Annotated in this window: 17 protein-coding genes and 1 riboswitch; of the genes, 6 read left to right on the top strand and 11 right to left on the bottom strand. The window is 60.1% G+C overall.

Annotation, left to right across the window (positions count from 1 at the left end; genetic code table 11):
* Positions 1-71: 71 nt before the first annotated feature.
* Both SR908_RS12330 and SR908_RS12325 read right to left on the bottom strand, forming a co-directional pair.
* On the bottom strand, positions 72-359 hold the full coding sequence (locus SR908_RS12330) for a hypothetical protein (protein ID WP_178997849.1): 288 nt from the start codon (positions 357-359) through the stop codon (positions 72-74).
* A 232-nt stretch (positions 360-591) separates the two neighbouring features.
* Entirely contained in the window at positions 592-1,284 is a 693-nt protein-coding gene (locus SR908_RS12325; RefSeq protein ID WP_246921641.1) for a class I SAM-dependent methyltransferase, read from the bottom strand.
* A gap of 167 nt (positions 1,285-1,451) precedes the next feature.
* Between SR908_RS12325 and SR908_RS12320 the strand changes: the two genes are divergently transcribed.
* The 3 genes from SR908_RS12320 to SR908_RS12310 all read left to right on the top strand — a co-directional run bounded on the left by SR908_RS12320 (position 1,452) and on the right by SR908_RS12310 (position 4,087).
* Positions 1,452-1,820 (top strand): VOC family protein, encoded by a 369-nt coding sequence (locus SR908_RS12320; protein ID WP_246921639.1) that lies wholly within the window; start codon positions 1,452-1,454, stop codon positions 1,818-1,820.
* 89 nt (positions 1,821-1,909) lie between these two features.
* Positions 1,910-2,845 (top strand): lysophospholipid acyltransferase family protein, encoded by a 936-nt coding sequence (locus SR908_RS12315; RefSeq protein ID WP_378076102.1) that lies wholly within the window; start codon positions 1,910-1,912, stop codon positions 2,843-2,845.
* Between the two features lie 63 nt (positions 2,846-2,908).
* Entirely contained in the window at positions 2,909-4,087 is a 1,179-nt protein-coding gene (locus tag SR908_RS12310) for a PQQ-dependent sugar dehydrogenase (protein WP_246921638.1), read from the top strand.
* Positions 4,088-4,098: 11 nt separating this feature from the next.
* Here SR908_RS12310 and SR908_RS12305 read toward each other — a convergent pair whose 3' ends face one another.
* The gene (locus SR908_RS12305) at positions 4,099-4,980 is read right to left on the bottom strand and encodes an NAD(P)-dependent oxidoreductase (RefSeq protein WP_040244400.1); all 882 of its coding nucleotides are present in this window, start codon (positions 4,978-4,980) and stop codon (positions 4,099-4,101) included.
* 123 nt (positions 4,981-5,103) lie between these two features.
* Positions 5,104-5,233, top strand: a riboswitch (TPP riboswitch).
* A 79-nt stretch (positions 5,234-5,312) separates the two neighbouring features.
* Between SR908_RS12305 and thiC the strand changes: the two genes are divergently transcribed.
* A complete protein-coding gene (thiC, locus tag SR908_RS12300) occupies positions 5,313-7,232 on the top strand; it encodes a phosphomethylpyrimidine synthase ThiC (RefSeq protein WP_246921636.1) in 1,920 nt (639 codons plus the stop codon).
* 100 nt (positions 7,233-7,332) lie between these two features.
* On the opposite strand, the gene SR908_RS12295 is transcribed toward thiC, so the two are convergent.
* Positions 7,333-9,681, bottom strand: coding sequence for a heavy metal translocating P-type ATPase (locus SR908_RS12295; protein WP_246921633.1), 2,349 nt, complete (start codon positions 9,679-9,681; stop codon positions 7,333-7,335).
* A 169-nt stretch (positions 9,682-9,850) separates the two neighbouring features.
* On the opposite strand from SR908_RS12295, the gene lnt reads away from it, so the two are divergent.
* Together lnt and SR908_RS12285 are read left to right on the top strand one after the other, a co-directional pair.
* Positions 9,851-11,347 carry an apolipoprotein N-acyltransferase gene (gene lnt / locus SR908_RS12290; RefSeq protein ID WP_246921630.1) on the top strand — a complete coding sequence of 499 codons (1,497 nt, stop codon included), beginning with the start codon at positions 9,851-9,853 and terminating at the stop codon, positions 11,345-11,347.
* Positions 11,340-12,095: a ZIP family metal transporter gene (locus tag SR908_RS12285; RefSeq protein ID WP_246921628.1), complete on the top strand. Its 756-nt coding sequence runs from the start codon at positions 11,340-11,342 to the stop codon at positions 12,093-12,095. Before lnt ends, SR908_RS12285 begins: the two co-directional genes overlap by 8 nt.
* Positions 12,096-12,223: 128 nt before the next feature.
* On the opposite strand, the gene cyoE is transcribed toward SR908_RS12285, so the two are convergent.
* The 7 genes from cyoE to SR908_RS12250 all read right to left on the bottom strand — a co-directional run bounded on the left by cyoE (position 12,224) and on the right by SR908_RS12250 (position 18,926).
* Entirely contained in the window at positions 12,224-13,111 is an 888-nt protein-coding gene (cyoE, locus tag SR908_RS12280) for a heme o synthase (RefSeq protein ID WP_246921625.1), read from the bottom strand.
* 10 nt (positions 13,112-13,121) lie between these two features.
* A complete protein-coding gene (cyoD, locus tag SR908_RS12275; protein WP_035411119.1) occupies positions 13,122-13,451 on the bottom strand; it encodes a cytochrome o ubiquinol oxidase subunit IV in 330 nt (109 codons plus the stop codon).
* The gene (cyoC, locus tag SR908_RS12270; RefSeq protein WP_035411122.1) at positions 13,451-14,068 is read right to left on the bottom strand and encodes a cytochrome o ubiquinol oxidase subunit III; all 618 of its coding nucleotides are present in this window, start codon (positions 14,066-14,068) and stop codon (positions 13,451-13,453) included. Before cyoC ends, cyoD begins: the two co-directional genes overlap by 1 nt.
* A 2-nt stretch (positions 14,069-14,070) precedes the next feature.
* On the bottom strand, positions 14,071-16,050 hold the full coding sequence (gene cyoB / locus SR908_RS12265) for a cytochrome o ubiquinol oxidase subunit I (RefSeq protein WP_035411125.1): 1,980 nt from the start codon (positions 16,048-16,050) through the stop codon (positions 14,071-14,073).
* 4 nt (positions 16,051-16,054) lie between these two features.
* A complete protein-coding gene (cyoA, locus tag SR908_RS12260; protein ID WP_224113643.1) occupies positions 16,055-16,960 on the bottom strand; it encodes a ubiquinol oxidase subunit II in 906 nt (301 codons plus the stop codon).
* A gap of 537 nt (positions 16,961-17,497) precedes the next feature.
* Positions 17,498-17,920, bottom strand: a complete 423-nt coding sequence (locus tag SR908_RS12255; RefSeq protein WP_246921622.1) for a hypothetical protein — start codon at positions 17,918-17,920, stop codon at positions 17,498-17,500.
* The gene (locus SR908_RS12250; protein ID WP_246921619.1) at positions 17,913-18,926 is read right to left on the bottom strand and encodes a J domain-containing protein; all 1,014 of its coding nucleotides are present in this window, start codon (positions 18,924-18,926) and stop codon (positions 17,913-17,915) included. The genes SR908_RS12255 and SR908_RS12250 overlap by 8 nt, the downstream gene beginning before the upstream one ends.
* Positions 18,927-18,944: the final 18 nt, after the last annotated feature.

The raw sequence follows: 18,944 nt of genomic DNA, 5'->3' as shown, positions 1-18,944 counted from the left end.
CCGCCTCGAAAGGCGGGTGGCTTTTGCATATCCGTTCAGACGGCGCCTTGGCGACACCGTCAATCAGCACCTTACCAATCCGCGCGATGACCGATCTGCTGCTGCTCCTGTGTATCGCTGGGCAGGTCGGTCTGCTTGGTGTTATGCACTGAAATGTAGTGCCGAGCCTTGGCGACGCCAAAACTGTCGGCGCCCGAAGTATCGAGCTGCTGGAAGCTCACGGATGCCTGATCGGCACCCTGGTTGGCCTGCAGTGACTCGTGATTGACGTGCAGCGCTTCTGCAGAGGCAATGCTAGCTTGAGCGGCAACCGGCAGAGCGGCGAGGGCGACGGCGGCAATAAGGGTACGTACTTGCATGATGAATCTCCTTGCGTGTTCATGTTCGCTTGCGAACGTTGAGTAAAATATATAGCAAGCTAACAATAAACGCAATAACAGATTTACCAATCGCGCCTATAGCCGAAACCTATATGCCGCAAAAAGTCATAATGCAGTTGCTTTTCCTTCTTAAGGCGCTTAATGGAGCATTAAAATCACACCCCCACCAGTCCCCTGAGCACAAAAAAGATATGCTCTTATGCGTGAATGCCTAATGCTTTTCGTAATCGAAACCGCCCGACGCCCGCTGCAAGAGCACCACATCATCACGCGGGAACGTCACCGTCAGCCCGTGTTGTTCGGCGAGGTAGTCAAAACTGCGCTTGGAGAAGAAGCAGACATGCGTCGAATCACGCATGTAACGCCAGCGCGTAAGGTCGGTGACGCCATCGCTGCGCTGGGTCATGATGCCCAGCCAGCCTCCTTGACGTAGCCGCGCGATCAAGTCGGCCAATACCTGCCCTGGCGCATGCAGATGCTCCACCACTTCACTGGCGGTGATGACGTCGTAATGCCGCGCCAGACGTTCAGGATACGGCGCATAGAAAGGATCAAAGACCGTCATGCGATGCCCAGCATCTTCCATCATCAACGACAATGTCGGTCCTGGCCCACATCCGAAATCGAGCCCTTGCGAGGCAGGCGGCAGACGCGCCAGCAAGGGGTCGCACAAGCGTGCCAAAAAGCGGCGATAGCCTGGGTCTTCGGGCGTGTTCTCGTGGAGGTCGTAGACCGCGCGCTCTTCTTCGGCCGTGGGGCGCTCCTCGGGAGCGACGAAGATCAAGGCGCACGCCGGGCAGCGATAATAGGTGCGTGGCGGCGCACCCGGTGAGGGCACGCTGTGCGACGCGGCACACAGGGGGCACGCAGGCGTAACGGCCGGTGATATAGATGGTGTCGTCATTGGGCCTCACATGACTGCATAGATTGACCGGCCCGACGGCGAGTACTCACCGGCAGACACTCTCACGAATACGCACGCGTGTATCTTTCGACTGGATGCAGACCGCCTCGAACGTGCATGATGTCCTTCCCCCTTGGGGCCGACCGTCACTTTTTGGACAATTCGCCATGCTCAATGCCATCGACCATCTGGTGGTAAACGTCACCGACCTCGAGCGCAGCATCGATTTCTACACACGCGTACTGGGGCTCGAGGCACGCTACCACGATGCGACACGCACCGACCTCTACCTGGATGACTTCGCCTTGCGCCTACATGCCCCCCAGGCAACGTCCGGCAATCCTCATACCGTCCCGCCGGGCCGCCAGGCCCTGGGCTTTCGTAGTGCCCTGCCGCTGGCGGAAGTGAAGACACACCTCGAGGTACTTGGGGTACCGCTGGATAAAGGGCCCGATGAACAGCAGCCCACCGAGACGCTTCATGTACGCGATCCCGATGGCAACCTGATTGAGATTTCCCGACCACGGCGCCGCTGAAGAGATGAGATTGTACGCCCGCGCGGGCAGGCATACGCCGCGCGATCTGTATAATACGGGCCCTATCGTCCGCCGTAACCGATGATGCCATGAGCTCGATGTCCGAAGACGTTTCTTCTCCTTTACGCGCACGCGCCATCGCCCTGCTGTGGCGCACCCTGGCACGCTTGACACCGCACCGGCTGTGGCAGCTGGCTCGTCTGGTCGGCCCGCTGATTCTCACCTTCAGTCGCCGTGAACGTGATGTGACGCGCATCAACCTCAGACACGTCTATCCGCAGATGCCGACACGTCAGCAACGGCGCCTGACACGGGACAGCCTGACACACTCCTCGGCCACCATGCTCGAGCTGGGCTTTGCGTGGATGGCCGCCCCAGAGCGCGTGGAGGCCTCGATCCGCGCCGTGCACGGCCGCGAACTACTCGACGACGCCCGTGCAGAGGGACGAGGCGTCATCGTGCTGGCACCGCATTACGGTAACTGGGAAGTGCTCAACTTCTGGCTCTCTAGCCACTTCCCGTTCACCGCCATGTACGAGCCTCCCAAGATCGACGCCCTCGACCCGGTGATCCGGTATGGCCGCGAACGCATGGGGGCGCAATTGGTGCCCACCAATCCACGCGGTGTCGCCTCACTGCTCAAGGCTCTCAAGCGCTGCGAGGCGGTGGGGATTCTTCCCGACCAAGAACCGAGCTGGGGTAGCGGCGTCTTTGCCGATTTCTTCCAACGCCCGGCCTATACCGCTACCTTGCTGCCCAAGCTCGTGGCGCGCACCGAGGCGCGTGTCGTCACCGGTGTGGCGAAACGCCTCCCCGACGGCGAGGGCTTCGCGCTGCACTTCCTCGCCGCCGATGAACGCGTCTACTCACGCGACGAGACACTCTCCGCCACTGGCGTCAACGCCAGCGTGGAACACGCCATCGCCCTGGAACCCGCTCAGTATCAGTGGGAATACAAGCGCTTCCGCAAGACCCCGCAACAAGCTGCCAAACACCCCGACTTCAAACGCTTTCGCATCTACTGAGCTCTCAGACGCGTCGCTGATTGTTGTCTACACTGCTCCAGAGAATTTCTCGAGGAGTCGTGCATGATCGTTCGCCACACTACCCATGCACTGAGGCGAAGCGCGCCGGCGCTTGCCGGCCTGTGGTTGGGCGCCATGATGATCGCCTCCGGGCAAGCCCAGGCACTGACGCCAGTGGAGGTTGCCGGCAACGCGGAACGGGCCAATGTCCCCGACGGTGCCACGCTCGATAAGCAGGTCGCGCTACGCGCGCCCCGACTGATCAGCTTTGGTCCCAAGGATGAGATGTTCATCGGCTCCCAGGCGGGGCGCCTGTATCGTCTGCAACCGCCTTACGAGCGTATCGATGCGGAAATCCCGCTGTCCGGTTACCCGCATAGTGCCGTGGTCCACGAAGGCTACTTGTACGTAGCGACCACCGAGCGTCTCTATCGCACGGCATATACGCCGGGGCAGGATGTCACGGAGATAGATTTCGAGCGCGTCGCCGACTTGCCCGGCGGTAGCGGCCACGCCTCGCGTTCGCTATCCGTCGGACCTGATGGCAGGCTTTATGTCGCGCTCGGCCTTCAAGGCAACTGCTCGGCGCAACGCATCGCCGAAGACGTTGCGTTCGAGGACCGGCGCGGCGGCGTGATGGCGCTCGATCCCACGCATGAGGCGCCCGAATGGATGCCCTACGTCAGCGGGTTGCGCAACCCCATCGGCATGGCCTGGAGTCCACAAGGGGATCTATATCTCAACAACAACGGCCCCGACCACTGGGGTTATGAAGCCCCGCCCGAATTGCTAGTGCGCGCCGAATCAGGGAGCTTTCACGGCATGCCGTGGTATCAATGGAATGAGGGCGAGTGGCAGCGCGATGAGTGCATCGACTCGGCGCCGCCTGCCGCGCACGACACGCTTACGCCACCGGTGGCGACCTTCGCCGCGCGTAGCGCCCCTATTGGCCTGACCTTCCTACCCGAGGGCAACCCCTGGCAGGTGGACATGGTCACCGCCATTCATGGCAGTTGGGCGACACAGGCCTCGGAAGGCCGCGCCTCTCGCCGACCGCCCAAGATCGTCGGCATTCGACTCACGAATGGCGGTCATCCAGGCGACGTGGTCGATCTGGTCAGCGGCTTCCAAGCGGCAAATGGAGAGCGCTGGGCACGCCCCGCCGGTATCGCCTACCGCGAAGGCGCGCTTTATTTCACCGCCGACGATGGCGATACCGGGTTGTACCGCCTGACGCCCTGAACCGAGAACGTCTAGCGCTTATCCAGATGCGCCTGGCGCGCGGCAACCTCGGCGAGCCCCGACCAGTCCTTTTCGCCATCGCCGTTGGCCAGGGCGTCGAGCAGGCGATCGCGCACCGCACTGCCCAGTGGCAAGGCGACGTTTTGCTCATCACCCGCACTCAAGGCCAGCCCGACATCCTTGTGGCCAAGCCGCATCGTGAACCCGGCGGGCTCGAAGCGTGCCTCGGCGATCATCTTGCCGTAGCCCTGATAGGCCGGCGAGGCAAACAGCGTGTTGGTGACGATATCGAGGAAATCGCTGGCCTCGATGCCGTACGCGCGGGTCAGTGTCGAGGCCTCGGCCATCGATTCGATGGCACTGGCAAGCATGAAATTGGCGGCTATTTTAGCCACGTTGGCACGCTCGGGTGATGCTCCCAAAGGCCATACGGCTTGCCCCATGGCGTCTAGCACGGGTCTGACCCGCTCGATTTGGGACGGTTCACCGGCGGCAATGATATTGAGCTTACCCGACGCCGCCACATCCGGCCGCCCGAGCACCGGCGCGGCAACATAGCCCACGCCTAGGCGCTCGTGAAGCGCCGCCATACCGCGCGCGAAAGCCACCGACACCGTAGCCATGTTGACGTGAACGCTGCCCTTTTTCATCGCCTCGATGGCCTTGCTTTCGACCAGCACCTGATGCGCTGCCTGATCGTCCGCCAGCATGCTCACCAGCACCTCACACCGCGCCGCGTCGGCCGGTTTCTTGGCGATCTTGGCGCCCTGCTCGGCGAGCGCCTCGGCAGCCTCCGGGGAACGGTTCCACACCGTCACATCATGCTCTGCCTCGAGTAACTGCTGCGCCATGCCACGCCCCATGGCTCCCAGACCAATAAATCCAACTTTCATGTTCAGCTCTCCTTTGGTGGCCTCCCCTGAACATTAGCATGCAAACAAGGGTTTGACGTCTCGTCCGTCGCACGCATCGCACAGGGGGATTTCATTCGGGCGATACCTTGCTAGACTCTAGACGACAGCTTGACGGGGTGCCGGTGGAACCGGCTGAGATCGTCCTGCGTTCGCCATCAAAGCGGGCGCCACGACGGATCCCGACGAACCTGATCCGGCTAGTACCGGCGTAGGGATCAAGCGGAAACCGCGCGATACGAAAACACGCCCATGCCGGTTTCCCCCTCCTGCGCTGTGCGCCGGCTTGACCCAAGTCTCGCCCTGGAGCACATATGACATCACCGCAATTTCTTTCCGACACTGCCCGCGTCGATGAGAACGCCATTCAGACGCTACCCGGCTCGCGCAAAATATACGTAGAAGGCTCACGTGCGGACATCCGCGTCCCCTTCCGTGAGATATCGCTGTCGCCGACCCGCACCTCCGGCCAGGATGAGGAGAACCCATCCCTGCTGGTCTACGATACCTCCGGCCCCTACACAGATCCCAACACGAAGATCGACCTGCGCAAGGGGCTAACGGAACTGAGACGCCATTGGATCGATGCACGCGACGACACCGAATGCCTCGACGGCCCCACCTCCGAATACGGCCGACGTCGCGCCAACGACCCCATGCTCGCTCGGTTGCGCTTCGAGCTGACCCGCGCGCCACGGCGCGGTAAGAAAGATCGTAACGTCACCCAGCTCCATTACGCCCGCCAGGGCATCGTGACACCTGAAATGGAATTCATCGCCATCCGCGAAAACCAGCGTCTCCAAGCGTTGGGAAGCGACGAGGTTGAACGCATCCTCGATCAACAGCATCCAGGTGAAGGGTTCGGTGCGCGTTTACCCGAGGAAATCACGCCGGAATTCGTGCGCGACGAGGTAGCCGCAGGACGCGCGATCATCCCCTGCAACATCAACCATCCCGAATCCGAGCCGATGATCATCGGTCGCAACTTCCTGGTGAAGATCAACGGCAACTTGGGTAACTCGGCAGTGAGCTCGTCCATTGAAGACGAGGTCGACAAAATGACCTGGGGCATCCGCTGGGGAGCGGATACCATCATGGATCTATCCACCGGCGCCAACATCCACGAAACGCGTGAGTGGATCATCCGCAACGCCCCGGTACCCATCGGCACCGTGCCCATCTACCAAGCTCTAGAGAAGGTCGGTGGCGTCGCCGAAAACCTGAATTGGGAGATCTTTCGCGACACTTTGATAGAGCAGGCCGAACAGGGTGTGGATTACTTCACCATTCATGCCGGCGTCTTGCTGCGCTACGTGCCGCTCACCGCCGAGCGTGTCACCGGCATCGTTTCCCGAGGCGGCTCGATCATGGCCAAGTGGTGTCTCTATCATCATGAAGAGAGTTTCCTCTACACTCACTTCGAGGATATCTGCGAGATCTGCAAGCGCTACGATGTGGCGTTCTCGCTGGGCGATGGCCTACGCCCCGGTTCGGTGGCCGATGCCAACGATGCCGCGCAGTTCGCCGAATTGGAAACCTTGGGCGAGCTGACCAAGATCGCCTGGAAGCATGACGTTCAAGTGATGATCGAAGGCCCCGGCCACGTGCCGATGCACCTGATCAAGGAGAACATGGACAAGCAGCTCGAATGCTGCGATGAAGCGCCCTTCTACACGCTGGGGCCGCTGGTGACCGATATCGCCCCCGGTTACGATCACATCACCTCCGGCATCGGCGCGGCGATGATCGGCTGGTACGGCTGCGCCATGCTCTGCTATGTCACGCCCAAGGAGCACCTCGGTCTGCCCAACAAGGACGACGTCAAGACCGGCATCATCACTTACAAGATCGCCGCGCATGCCGCCGACCTGGCCAAGGGGCATCCGGCCGCCCAGCGCCGCGACAACGCGCTGTCCAAAGCGCGTTTCGAATTCCGCTGGGAGGATCAGTTCAACCTGGGGCTCGACCCGGATACCGCGCGGGAATACCACGACGAGACACTACCCAAGGATTCCGCCAAGGTCGCGCATTTTTGCTCGATGTGCGGGCCCAAGTTCTGCTCGATGAAGATCAGCCATGAGGTTCGCGACTCTTTCTTGAACAACGGGGCCAGCTTGAAGGACGAGGCCAGGGACAACGACCTCGAGGGCGACGTGGAGGCGGCCATGAAAGGTATGGAGGAGCAGGCCGTGAAGTTCCGCCGCGAGGGGGCCGAACTCTACCGGAAGGTGTGATCGTCGGGGCGCGCTGGTCCAGCCCACACAGCAAGGAGAACGCTCATTGAGCGTTCTCCTTTTTTACCGCGTTTTGCCGTACCTGGCAGCGAGTCCCTGTTCAGACACCGGCCGACGAGCCGGCGAGTGTCTGCGTCGGCGTCTGTGTCTTCGACGTCTTGGCATCGGGCCGGGCACGCATCAGGCGCAACGCATTCAGCGTGACCAACACGGTCGCCCCGGTGTCGGCGAGGATCGCCAGCCACAGCCCGGTGATTCCCAGTACCGTAGTAATCAGGAAAACCGCCTTCAGGCCCAGCGCGATGGTGATGTTTTGACGGATGTTGGCCATGGTATCGCGGGCCAGACCGATCATCGCCGCGACGTCGCCCACCCGGTTGCGCAGCAACGCGCCATCGGCGGTCTCCAGCGCTACATCGGTCCCCGAGCCCATTGCCACACCGACGTGTGCCGTGGCCAGTGCCGGGGCATCGTTGATACCGTCGCCGACCATCATCACGCGCTCGCGCTCGGTGAATTCGCGGATCATGGTGACCTTGTCATCGGGCAGCAGCCCGGCACGATACTCGAGGCCGATGGTATCGGCGATCGCCGCGGCGGTACGCGGGTTGTCGCCGGTCAGCATCACCGAGCGCACTCCCATCGCCGACAGCGCGCGCACCCCCGCCGTGGCATCCTCACGGGGCTCGTCGCGCAGCGCGATCAGGCCCGTCGCCGTGTCGCCGTCGATTACCACAACGGTGGTCTTGCCGGACTCCTCGAGAGCGGCGATGGATGCCGCCAGGGACTCGGGAAGCACCCCTAGATCAGTGGCATAGCGCGGGGAGACGACAAACGCCCGCCGTGTGTCGATACGCGCCTCGACGCCGTGCCCGGCAATGGCCTTCGCCTCGCTCACCCGGGTCAACGCCAGCCCTTGCTCCTGGGCGCGCTGGAGGATCGCCTCGGCCAGCGGGTGGCTGGACCCCTGCTCGAGACTCGCAGCCAGCGTGACGACGGCATCGGCATCTTTCGTTTCGTCAGCGGGGACGACATCGGTGACTACCGGGCGCCCGGCGGTTAGGGTCCCGGTCTTGTCGAAGGCCACCATGCTGGCCTTGGCGGTCGCCTCGATCACCGCGCCCCCCTTGAGCAGCAGGCCGCGACGTGTGCCCACCGATAGCGCCGAAGCGATCGACGCCGGCACCGAGATCACCAGTGCGCAAGGGCAGCCGATCAACAGCAGCGCCAGCGCACGATAGGTCCATACGCTCCATTCACCGCCGAAGGCCAGCGGTGGAACGAGGGCGACCAGCAGAGCCACTCCCACCACGGCCGGCATGTAGATCCGGCTGAAGCGGTCGATGAAGCGCTCGGTGGGCGCGCGAGCTTCCTGAGCCTCCTCGACCAGGCGAATGATTCGGGCGATGGTGTTGTCCTGGGGCGGGCGGGTCACCTGGATACGTAGCACGGCGTCCTGGTTGATCGAGCCTGCGAAGACGTCCTCGTCGGTCGCCTTGCTCTTGGGCACCGATTCACCGGTCACCGGCGATTCATCGATTGCCGAATGCCCCTCGAGGATGCGGCCATCGGCGGGAATGCGATCGCCGGGACGCACCACCACGACCTGGCCGACCGCCAGTCGCGACGCATCGACCGAGCGGGTCTCGCCGGCGTCCGTCTCGAGCAGCGCACTCCTGGGGACCAGATCGGCCAGCGAGCGGATGCCCGCCCGGGCCCGGTCGGCGGCCACGCCCTCAAGGATCTCGCCGATCGAGAACAGAAACACCACCAGCGCCGCCTCCTCCACGGCGCCGATGATCAGCGCACCGCCCGCTGCGATAGTCATCAGCATCTCGATGGTAAACGGCATGCCGACCCGTACGGCGGTCAACGCCCGCCGAGCGATCGGCGCCAACCCTATCAGGCAGGCGACGAGAAAGCCCCAGTACGCCACCGACTCGGTGGTGGCCAGGCGCAGCAGGGTTGCGGCGGCCAGCGCGGCGCCACTCATTAGCACCAACCGCCCCTTGCCGGTGGCATACCAACGCGGGCGCGCCCGTTCATCCGACGCAGCATCATCGTTGTTCGACGCCGCGTCGCGCAGTGTCGCCTCATAGCCCAACTGACGCACCTTGGTCGAGATCGTCTCGGTAGGCGTCTGTGTTTCGTCCAGCGACAGCGACAGTGTCTCGTTCATCACCGACACGCGAATATCGTCGACGCCGGGCAGACGCTCCACTGCGCCGCGAATCTTCGCGGCACAGCTTGGGCAATCCATGCCCCCCACCGACCAGACCCACTGGCCCTCACCAGGGACTGCGGCGTTCTCGTCCGCCTCGTGATCATGCCCCGCACAGCAGCCACCGTCATGGTCGTGGTCGTGGTCGTGGTCGTGGTCGTGGTCGTGGTCGTGGTCGTGGTCGTGGTCGTGGTCGTGGTCATGATGATTGGAAGTCGAATGTCGCATACTGTCGTACCTTTCGATGACTTTTCTCCATCTTAAAGTCTGGAGTTCACTTCAAGGTCAAGCAGCAATTATCAGTGCCTTCACATTGTTCGCTAATTGGGCTCATCTCACCGTTCGCCTTTTCTTTCTGCTGCTGATAAAAAGTAAGCCTCTCGACTAGGAGTACCTGATGCTGTCTTCCTATCGCCCTTGGATGAACTATTTGTTCGCGCTGTTCGCCGGCGCTCTGACAACCTTAACCTTTTCCCCTTTCGAACTGTGGTGGCTTGGACCGATCGCGATTGGCCTCATGTACATAGGACTGCATGATCTGTCACCGGGCCAGGCGGCCCTGAGCGGATGGTGCTATGGGGTAACGCTGTTCGCTTCCGGCACATCATGGGTATATGTATCGATCCATGAATACGGTTACACCGACGTCCCGCTGGCGGTGTTGCTGACAGCTTTATTCGTTGTTCTTCTGGCGTTGTTCTACGCCATCCCATTTTGGCTCTATCGGCGTTTTATTGGTCAGCGCCTGACTTTTCTCAGCTTTGCCGGCCTATGGGTGCTAATAGAAGTGCTGCGCACCTATCTGTTCACTGGCTTCCCCTGGCTATTGCTGGGCAGCGCCCATGTCGACTCGCCACTGGCACCATTGGCCCCTGTGGGCGGCGTTTACCTGCTCACTCTGGTGACCGCGCTGACGGGCACCCTGGGGATAGAATTCTTGCGTCGCCGTTGGTGGGCCGGCGTAATGGTCGCTGCTCTCTGGCTAGTTCCCTGGCTGCTGCCCTTGCAGTGGACCACGGCCAGTGCAGAGCGCGTAGAAGTCAGCCTGTTACAAGGCAACCTGCCGCAACTAACCAAATGGACGAGCGAGGGGCGCCGCAATGCCGCCAAGACTTATGCCCGCTTATCTCGTGAACTGAGCAATGACGTCGACTTGGTTATCTGGCCGGAAACCGCGCTTCCTATGAATCAGGCCCAAGCCACGCCGCTCCTTGAGGATGTGCTGACGAAGCTTCCAACGGAGACCGCATTACTTACCGGTATCGTTCAGCGCGATGACGCGGGGCGCTACTACAATGCGGTGATAGGGGCTGGCGAAGCGACAGGCACATATCGCAAGGCGCATTTGGTGCCATTCGGCGAGTACATACCTCTGGAGGAGCTTTTACGTGGCATAATCGCCTTTTTTGATCTACCCATGTCCGACTTCACGGCAGGGGACACTAAACAGGCACCGATCCGTGCCGCCGGCCTGAGTATCGGCATTGCGATCTGCTACGAGATCATTTTCCCCGAGCTCGTGGCAGAACGCGCCAAAGACGCCAATTTGTTGCTAACGGTCTCCAACGACACCTGGTTCGGCGACACTATCGGGCCGCTTCAGCATCTGCAGATGGCTCGACTGCGCGCACTTGAAAACGGCCTTTACCTTTTGCGTGCCACCAGCAACGGCGTGACAGCCGTCATCGATCCGCAAGGTAAAGTCATCGCCCGCTTACCACAGTTCAAAATAGGCAGCCTCAGCGAAGACGTTCGAGCCATGCAAGGGCAGACGCCGTTCACTCGAACGGGGAGCTGGCCTACCTGGCTGCTAGCCTCGTTGTTTATCCTGCTTGGGGCGCGTTGGCGAAGCGCAAACGGCAAGACCTACTCAAGGATGATGTGTCATGGATAACCTTTGGCTGACCCTGGGACTGGCCCTGTTGCCGGCGCTGGGCAACTTCTGTGGCGGCCTGTTGGCCGAGCTATCGCGTACCACCCCACGGCGCCTCAACCTGGCGCTGCATGGAGCTTCAGGGCTGGTCATCGCCATTGTCGCCGTGGAGATCATGCCACGCGTGCTCGAGAGCCTGTCGGCGTGGGCGATTGCCGCCTCATTCGCCTTGGGCGGCGTGGCCTATATAGGTATCGAGCAACTGGTCGACCGCCTACAGAAGCCCGAACAGGGCGCAGCTTCAGGCCGTACGGCGATGTGGATGATCTACATCGCCGTGTCCATCGACCTGTTCAGCGACGGCCTGTTGATCGGTGCCGGCTCCGCCGTGGCCACCTCCGTGGCCTTGATCCTGGCCGCCGGTCAGGTACTGGCCGATTTTCCGGAGGGCTACGCCACCATTGCCGACATGAAGAGCAAGGGCGTGTCGCGCAGCAAGCGTCTGCTGCTGTCGGCATCCTTCGTGGTTCCCGTGCTGCTGGCGGCCAGCTTGGCGTATTTCCTGCTGCGTAATCAGCCCGAGTTCTTCAAGCTGGCCGCGCTGACGTTCACTGCCGGGCTACTGATGGTTGCAGCCGTGGAGGAGATGCTCTCCGAAGCGCACGAAAGCAAGGAAGACACGCGTAGCTCGATCTTGGCCTTCGTCGGTGGATTCGTTCTGTTCGTGCTGGTTTCGGCAGGGTTGGAGGCCTGGATGACCCCATCGTGATCATCAACACCGAGCTGGGCGTCGGGCCGCTAGCAAAGTGCAGTGAACCAAAAAAGCCACACGCGAGCGTGTGGCTTGATTCGATGGCAGCATCTTGCCATAGGCTGGCGCTTCGTAGCGCAACGAAGTCAGCGTAACGAGGTCCACAGCACCGGCGGACCGGGTAGCTGAAAATCGATCGCCATCATCACGCTCAAGGCGGTAATGGTAAAGATCGAGAAGATGAAGACCTTCTTTGCCCACGCCTCGTCATTAGTCGTGCGGAAACCAGTCAACGCCATGTATAGCCAGTAGCCACCCATCGCTGCGGCGACGATAAAGTAGCCATAACCGGCATAGCCGGCGAAGCTGAGCAATAGCGTTGCGACGAGAAACGCGACAATATAGCCAACGATATAGTGCTTGGCGGTCTTCACGCCCCGGATCACCGGCAGCACCGGAATCGAAGCGGCGCGATAGTCCTTGAAGCGGAAGATGGCGATCGCGTAGGAGTGCGGCATCTGCCACAAGCAGAAGATCAACAGCAGCGTCAGCGCACCGAGATCGAACTGACCGCTGACCGCACAATAGCCAACCACCGGCGGCGCCGCACCCGACAGGCTGCCGATCAGCGTGCCGTACTCGGAGTGGCGCTTCAGGTAGAGACTATAAGCGCCCACGTAGATGGCGAAGCCGATCGCCGCGAACAACAGGGCGGTGGGCGTGGTGCCGACGTACAGCACGCCGAAGCCGGCCACCCCCAGCAGCGTGGCGAACACCAGCGTCGCCCGGGGCGACACCAGGCCCTGGACCAGCACCCGATCCTGGGTGCGCTGCATCAGCCGGTCGATATCGCGATCGATATAGTTATTGAACGCACAGCCGGAAGCGATCACCAGCGCGATCCCCACCACCGTGGCCAGCAGGAGCATGACGTCCACGCTGCCCTGCGAGGCCAGGAAGAAGCCCCCGGCCACGGAGATCAGGTTGCCGAAGATGATCCCCGGCTTGGTCAGCGACAGGTAGGCCTTGTACATCACCTGGCGATCACATCAAGTTGAGGCGCAGGTTGTGCATGATCCATATAGACCCTCCAATGATTAGCCCCAGAATTACCGCAGTGAAGAAGAAGAATCCTCCCGATTCACGTCCCTCTTGCGTTTTCAATTCAAGATGCATGAACAGGATCAACTGGACCAAGATCTGCAAAACGGCCATAAAGATGATTGTGACGATTGTCGCCGTGGTACCGAAGCCACCCAGCATGACCACGCCGAAGGCCACGAGCGTCAGTATGATCGATAGAATCAGGCCGATTACATAGGTCTTGACGCTGCCGTGGTTGCCACTGTCGTGGGAAGCATGTGTGTCGCTCATTACAGAACTCCCATCAGATAGACGAAGGTGAAGACACAGATCCACACGATATCCAGGAAGTGCCAGAACAGACTGAGGCACATGATACGCGGCCGCGTCTTGTCGTTAAGACCCTTCGTGTAAAGCTGGACGATCATCACCAGCATCCAGATCAGGCCGAAGGCCACGTGAAGACCGTGCATGCCGACCAGGGTGAAGAAGGAGGATAGGAAAGCACTACGATCCGGTCCGAAGCCTTCGGCAATCAGATGATAAAATTCATAGATTTCCAACCCGATGAAGCCGGCACCCAGCAAGAAGGTGATGCCCAGCCATCCTTTCACCTGCGCCAAACGATCGGCATGCATGGCCAGTACAGCCATGCCATAGGTAAAACTACTGAATAGCAGCAGGAAAGTACTGATCAAAATCAGCGGGAGCTCGAAGATATCGGCCCCGGAGGGGCCGCCCGCCGTGCCATTCATTAGCACGGCATAAGTGGCAAAAAGGCTCCCGAAGATGACCAGGTCACTCATCAGGTAGATCCAGAAGCCGAATACCTTCATGCCACTGGCATCGTGGTGCTCATGCCCGTCATGGGCATGAGCGTCATGTTGATTAACAGTTTGCGTCGTCATGATTACGCCTGCATCTCCAGCCGTTTATGGTGCTCGCGTTCGATACGCTCGACTTCCGCCGCAGGGACGTAATAGTCGATATCGTCATTGAAGACACGAAACATGAAGGCTACGAACATGCCGATGGCACTTACACCGGCCAGCCACCAGATATGCCAGACTAGCGCGAACCCGAACACGATGCTGATCAGACCGATAATCGGTCCCGCCACGGTGTTCTTCGGCATGTGAATGTCTTCGTACTGGGTCGGTTTGTCCGCTGCCATGCCTTTCTCTTTCTTCGCTTCCCAGAAGGCATCGATGGAGCCGACGTTGGGCAGATGCGCGAAGTTGTAGAACGGTGCAGGAGAAGACGTCGACCACTCTAGCGTCCGTGCATCCCACGGATCGCCCGTGATGTCGGCATTCTTCTCACGATCGCGAATGCTCACGATGAACTGAATCACGGTGCAGGCGATACCGCACAGGATGAGGACGGCACCGAACCATGCCACGATCATCAGCGGCTGCCAATCGGCATTGGCGTAGGACTGCATGCGGCGCACCGCACCGTAAAAGCTCAAGATATAGAGCGGCATGAAGGCGAGGTAAAAGCCGATAATCCAGCACCAGAAGGAACGCTTGCCCCACTTTTCGTCAAGCGTAAAGCCGAAGGCCTTCGGGAACCAGTAGGTCAGACCCGCGAGCATACCGAACACCACACCGCCGATGATGACGTTATGGAAGTGAGCGATGACGAACAGACTGTTATGCAGCACGAAGTTAGCGCCGGGCACTGCCAACATCACCCCGGTCATGCCACCGATGGTGAAGGTGATGATAAAGCCCAGTGTCCACAGAACCGGCGACGTGAACTCCAGCCGACCGCGATACATGGTGAACAACCAGTTGAAGATCTTCACCCCGGTCGGAATGGCGATGATCATCGTCGCGATCCCGAAGAACGCGTTGACATCGGCACCGGCACCCATGGTGAAGAAGTGGTGCAACCATACCGTGAATGACAGGAAGGCTATAGCCACAGTCGCCCAGACCATGGTGTTGTAGCCGAACAAGCGCTTCTTGGCGAAGGTCGCGATGACCTCGGAGAACACCCCGAACGCCGGCAGGATGAGAATGTACACCTCAGGATGGCCCCAGGCCCAGATGAGGTTGACGTACATCATCATGTTGCCGCCCATATCGTTCGTGAAGAAGTGCATCCCCAGGTAACGATCGAGTGTCAGCAGCGCGATGGTCGCGGTCAGAATCGGGAACGATAGAATGATCAGTACATTGGCGCACAACGACGTCCAGGTGAAGATCGGCATGCGGAACAACGTCATGCCTTTGGTGCGCATCCTCAGGATGGTGACGAAGAAGTTGATACCGGTCAGAGTGGTCCCGATCCCCGATATCTGCAGTCCCCATATCCAGTAATCAACCCCGACTCCAGGACTGTACTTGATCCCCGACAATGGCGCATAGGCCAACCAGCCCGTCTTGCCGTATTCACCGATAAACAGCGATACCATGGTCAGTGCCACACCCGCGATGAACAGCCAGAAACTCAGGTTGTTCATGAACGGGAAGGCGACGTCACGCGCGCCGATCTGCAGTGGCACGACCAGGTTCATCAGGCCGATAACCATGGGCATGGCCACGAAGAAGATCATGATCACACCATGCGCGGTAAAGATCTGATCGTAATGCTCAGGCGGTAGATAGCCCTCGGAGCCCCCGGCGGCCAAGGCCTGCTGGGTACGCATCATGATGGCGTCGGCGAAACCGCGCAGCAGCATGACCAATGCCACGAGGAAATACATGATACCCAGCTTCTTGTGGTCGACGGAGGTCAACCACTCCGTCCATAACCACTTCCACTTCTTGAAATACGTCAGAGCCCCGACGACGACCAAGCCCCCCAGCAGTACGACAATAGCCGTCGCAACAAGGATGGGCACATCGTAAGGGATATCCTCAAGGGTGAGTTTTCCGAACATAATCTTACTCCGCTGCCTCTGCGCTCATGGACGACTCGCCATAACCATCTTGTCCACCTTCACCGCTACCGTCTTTAAAACTCTCGATGATGTCGCGGTACAGGCCTGACGTTACGTCGGAGAAATATTCCACAGGATGGTCCGTGGACGGTTCCGCCAACTCTTGGTAGCTCCCATCGTAAGAGAGCGTTTCGGATGACTGCCCCACCTTGTCGACCCAGGCATCGAAATCATCCTGCGACATGGCGCGTGCATCGAAGGTCATCTCCGAGAAGCCCTCGCCACTATAATTGGAAGATTTGCCGGCGTAGACGCCTGCTTCATTGGCGACTAGATAAACGTCGTTATCCATGCCCGCCATGGCATAGATCTGACTGCCCAGGGTAGGAATGAAGAACGAGTTCATCACCGATGCCGAGGTCACTTTGAAATGCACCGGCACATCGACCGGCATGGCCACTTCGTTGACCGTTGCGATGCCTTGTTCGGGGTAGATGAACAGCCACTTCCAATCCAAGGAGACGACCTGTACTTCCATGGTCTCGGCGTCGGATTCGATTGGCTTGTTCGGATCCAGCGAATGTGACGTTTTCCAGGTAATGATCCCCAGAAACAGGATGATTACGCAGGGTATGAGCCACACGAAGACTTCGATCTTGTTGGAGTGCGCCCAGTCCGGCATGTACTTGGCGGCATGATTGCTATGCCGATATTTCCAAGCGAAAACCACCGTCATGATGAGGACGGGGATCACCACGATCATCATCAGCCAGAAGGCAGTAATGATCAGCGATTTCTGTTCCACCCCGATCTGACCCTTGGGATCCATCAGCGCCGAGCCGCAGCCACTAAGCAGCACTGCGATCAAGGGCAGGATACCGAGCCATCCCAGGTTCTTCTTCATTCTCATTGCATGGCCTCACTCAAGCATGGGAAGACGTTGCAGCGCTTGCTCATTGAATGCTTTCCTCCGTTGGCGACCCTTAGGCCCGACGGTCAAAATGGAACGACACATTCGCCAACGGAACATCAGCGACTTGGAGCGTGTCCAAAAGGTCAGCTACTTTCCTTGCTGACCACTTGGAAACGCCCCATGGCATGCATCTCGACCAACCACCGGTTTCCTGGCTGCCAATGTCACGAGTGTGGTGCACTCTGAAAATTGGGCGTAACGCGCATGCTAGGCAATGACGTATATCTCCGCCATGAACGAGCACACCCGCTTACGCCATCTCGCTCCTAGCCTGTCTGCCAAGGGACCGCCACCCGGTCGAACACGAGCAGCAGGCAGGGAGTACCGACGGGGCGGCATTCTGAAGCAAAATCAGGCGAAATAGAAGCGACCAATTGCCGCAGCCATGTCGCACATTAAGCCTCTTGACTGAGCAGACGCTCATACGATTGTAGGGGGTAGCACGGGGGCGCTCAACGACACCATGGCATGCAGTCAGAAAAGATCCGGCGCAAACACCAGCAACGCCACGCCAGCGCCCGTGACCAGCGAAATTCCGCCGCTCCATAGCATCATCCTGCGCACTTGCTGCCAGGTATCGTGGACGCGTACGGCACGCGCCACCTTGACCTTTAGCTCAGCGTAGCGGGCGTACTCATCATCGGCGCTGATCGAGAAGTCATTGGCCACGCTACCGTTCCAATACGGCGCATGACTCAACCCCATGCGTGCGCGCAGCAGCCCGATGCCCGTCAAAGTGCCATAGAGTTGGTCGTATTCACGCTTGCGGGACTCGACGCGCAGGACGTCTTCGGCATCCGTCTTGACGGCTTGATTCTCGCAACGCGCAATGGCCCGTGCGATGTCCGCGTCACTCGCCGAGACGTGGATATCCAATCGTCGATAAAGATCACGCATGTTGGCGCATCAAATAATCATAGGCGTTCTTGATTCGCTGAAAGCGCAGCGAGGCCGTGACCATCGCCTCCTGACTCTGCGCATGATAGCGATCGGGATGGTATTTTTGAGCTAGACGCCGATAAGCGCGCTTGATATCGCTCTTCTGTGCGTTTTCCATCAACCCCAGCACAGCCAATGCCCGCTGGGCCTTTTCATTACTACCCGTGGCATGTCCCTTGGCGTGCGCCCCCTCGTGGGAAAAGCCCTCGTGGGAAAAGCCCTCGCGGCGCCGCTTGCCTTCGTCCGAACGCTGGCCGTCATCAGCCCGCTCACGCTGCCCGGTTTCTTCGCGCCGCCAACGCCAGCGACGCCGCCGGGTATTTTCACGCTCCTCCTTGGCATGTTCGCGCTGGCGATCGCGCTGCTCCTTGCGATGACGCTCTCGCGAGCCTTTCGCGTCGCTCTCCTCCCCGGCGGTGCGTTCCCGAGAATTTTCGCCATGCGCACCATGACGATCTTGTTGGGAGGAATCCTGATGACCGGCACTCTCGCGTGACCGCCAGTAATGCGCGGCACTGGGATCCTCGGGCGCCGCCAGCGGGTAACCGGCAACATCACGGAACAAGACCTCGAATGTCTCGGGCGCTACGCCCAGCAGGTCAGCCAGAAAACGCAGCACATGATGCTGGCCGGCCGCCAATGCCCCTTCGTGGGTTGCCACATGAATCGCCTGGCGCAGAAAAGTCTCCCGGCGCGGCCCACGATAATAGCGCTGCAACACTTCGGCCGCGAGCTGCAAGGCCACGAAATCCGGCGCACTCGCCAGATCGACGATCAACTGATAACCATGGTCGTGGCGAAAGTCCCCGGTGAGATCATCGAGCAAGGCGCGTTTGCGGTCGCTCAAAGTGCCCTGGCCGTCGCTCATCGCCAGCCACGCCAATAACAACAACGCGGCCGTATCGGCTTCGTTACGGCTGCTGAGCAATAAGCGCTCGAAAGGCGTAAAACGCGATGATGCCATGCCAGCTCCTGGCCTTTG

Source organism: Chromohalobacter canadensis, from assembly GCF_034479555.1.
GTDB lineage: Bacteria > Pseudomonadota > Gammaproteobacteria > Pseudomonadales > Halomonadaceae > Chromohalobacter > Chromohalobacter canadensis.
This window is presented reverse-complemented; position numbering and strand designations above follow the sequence as displayed.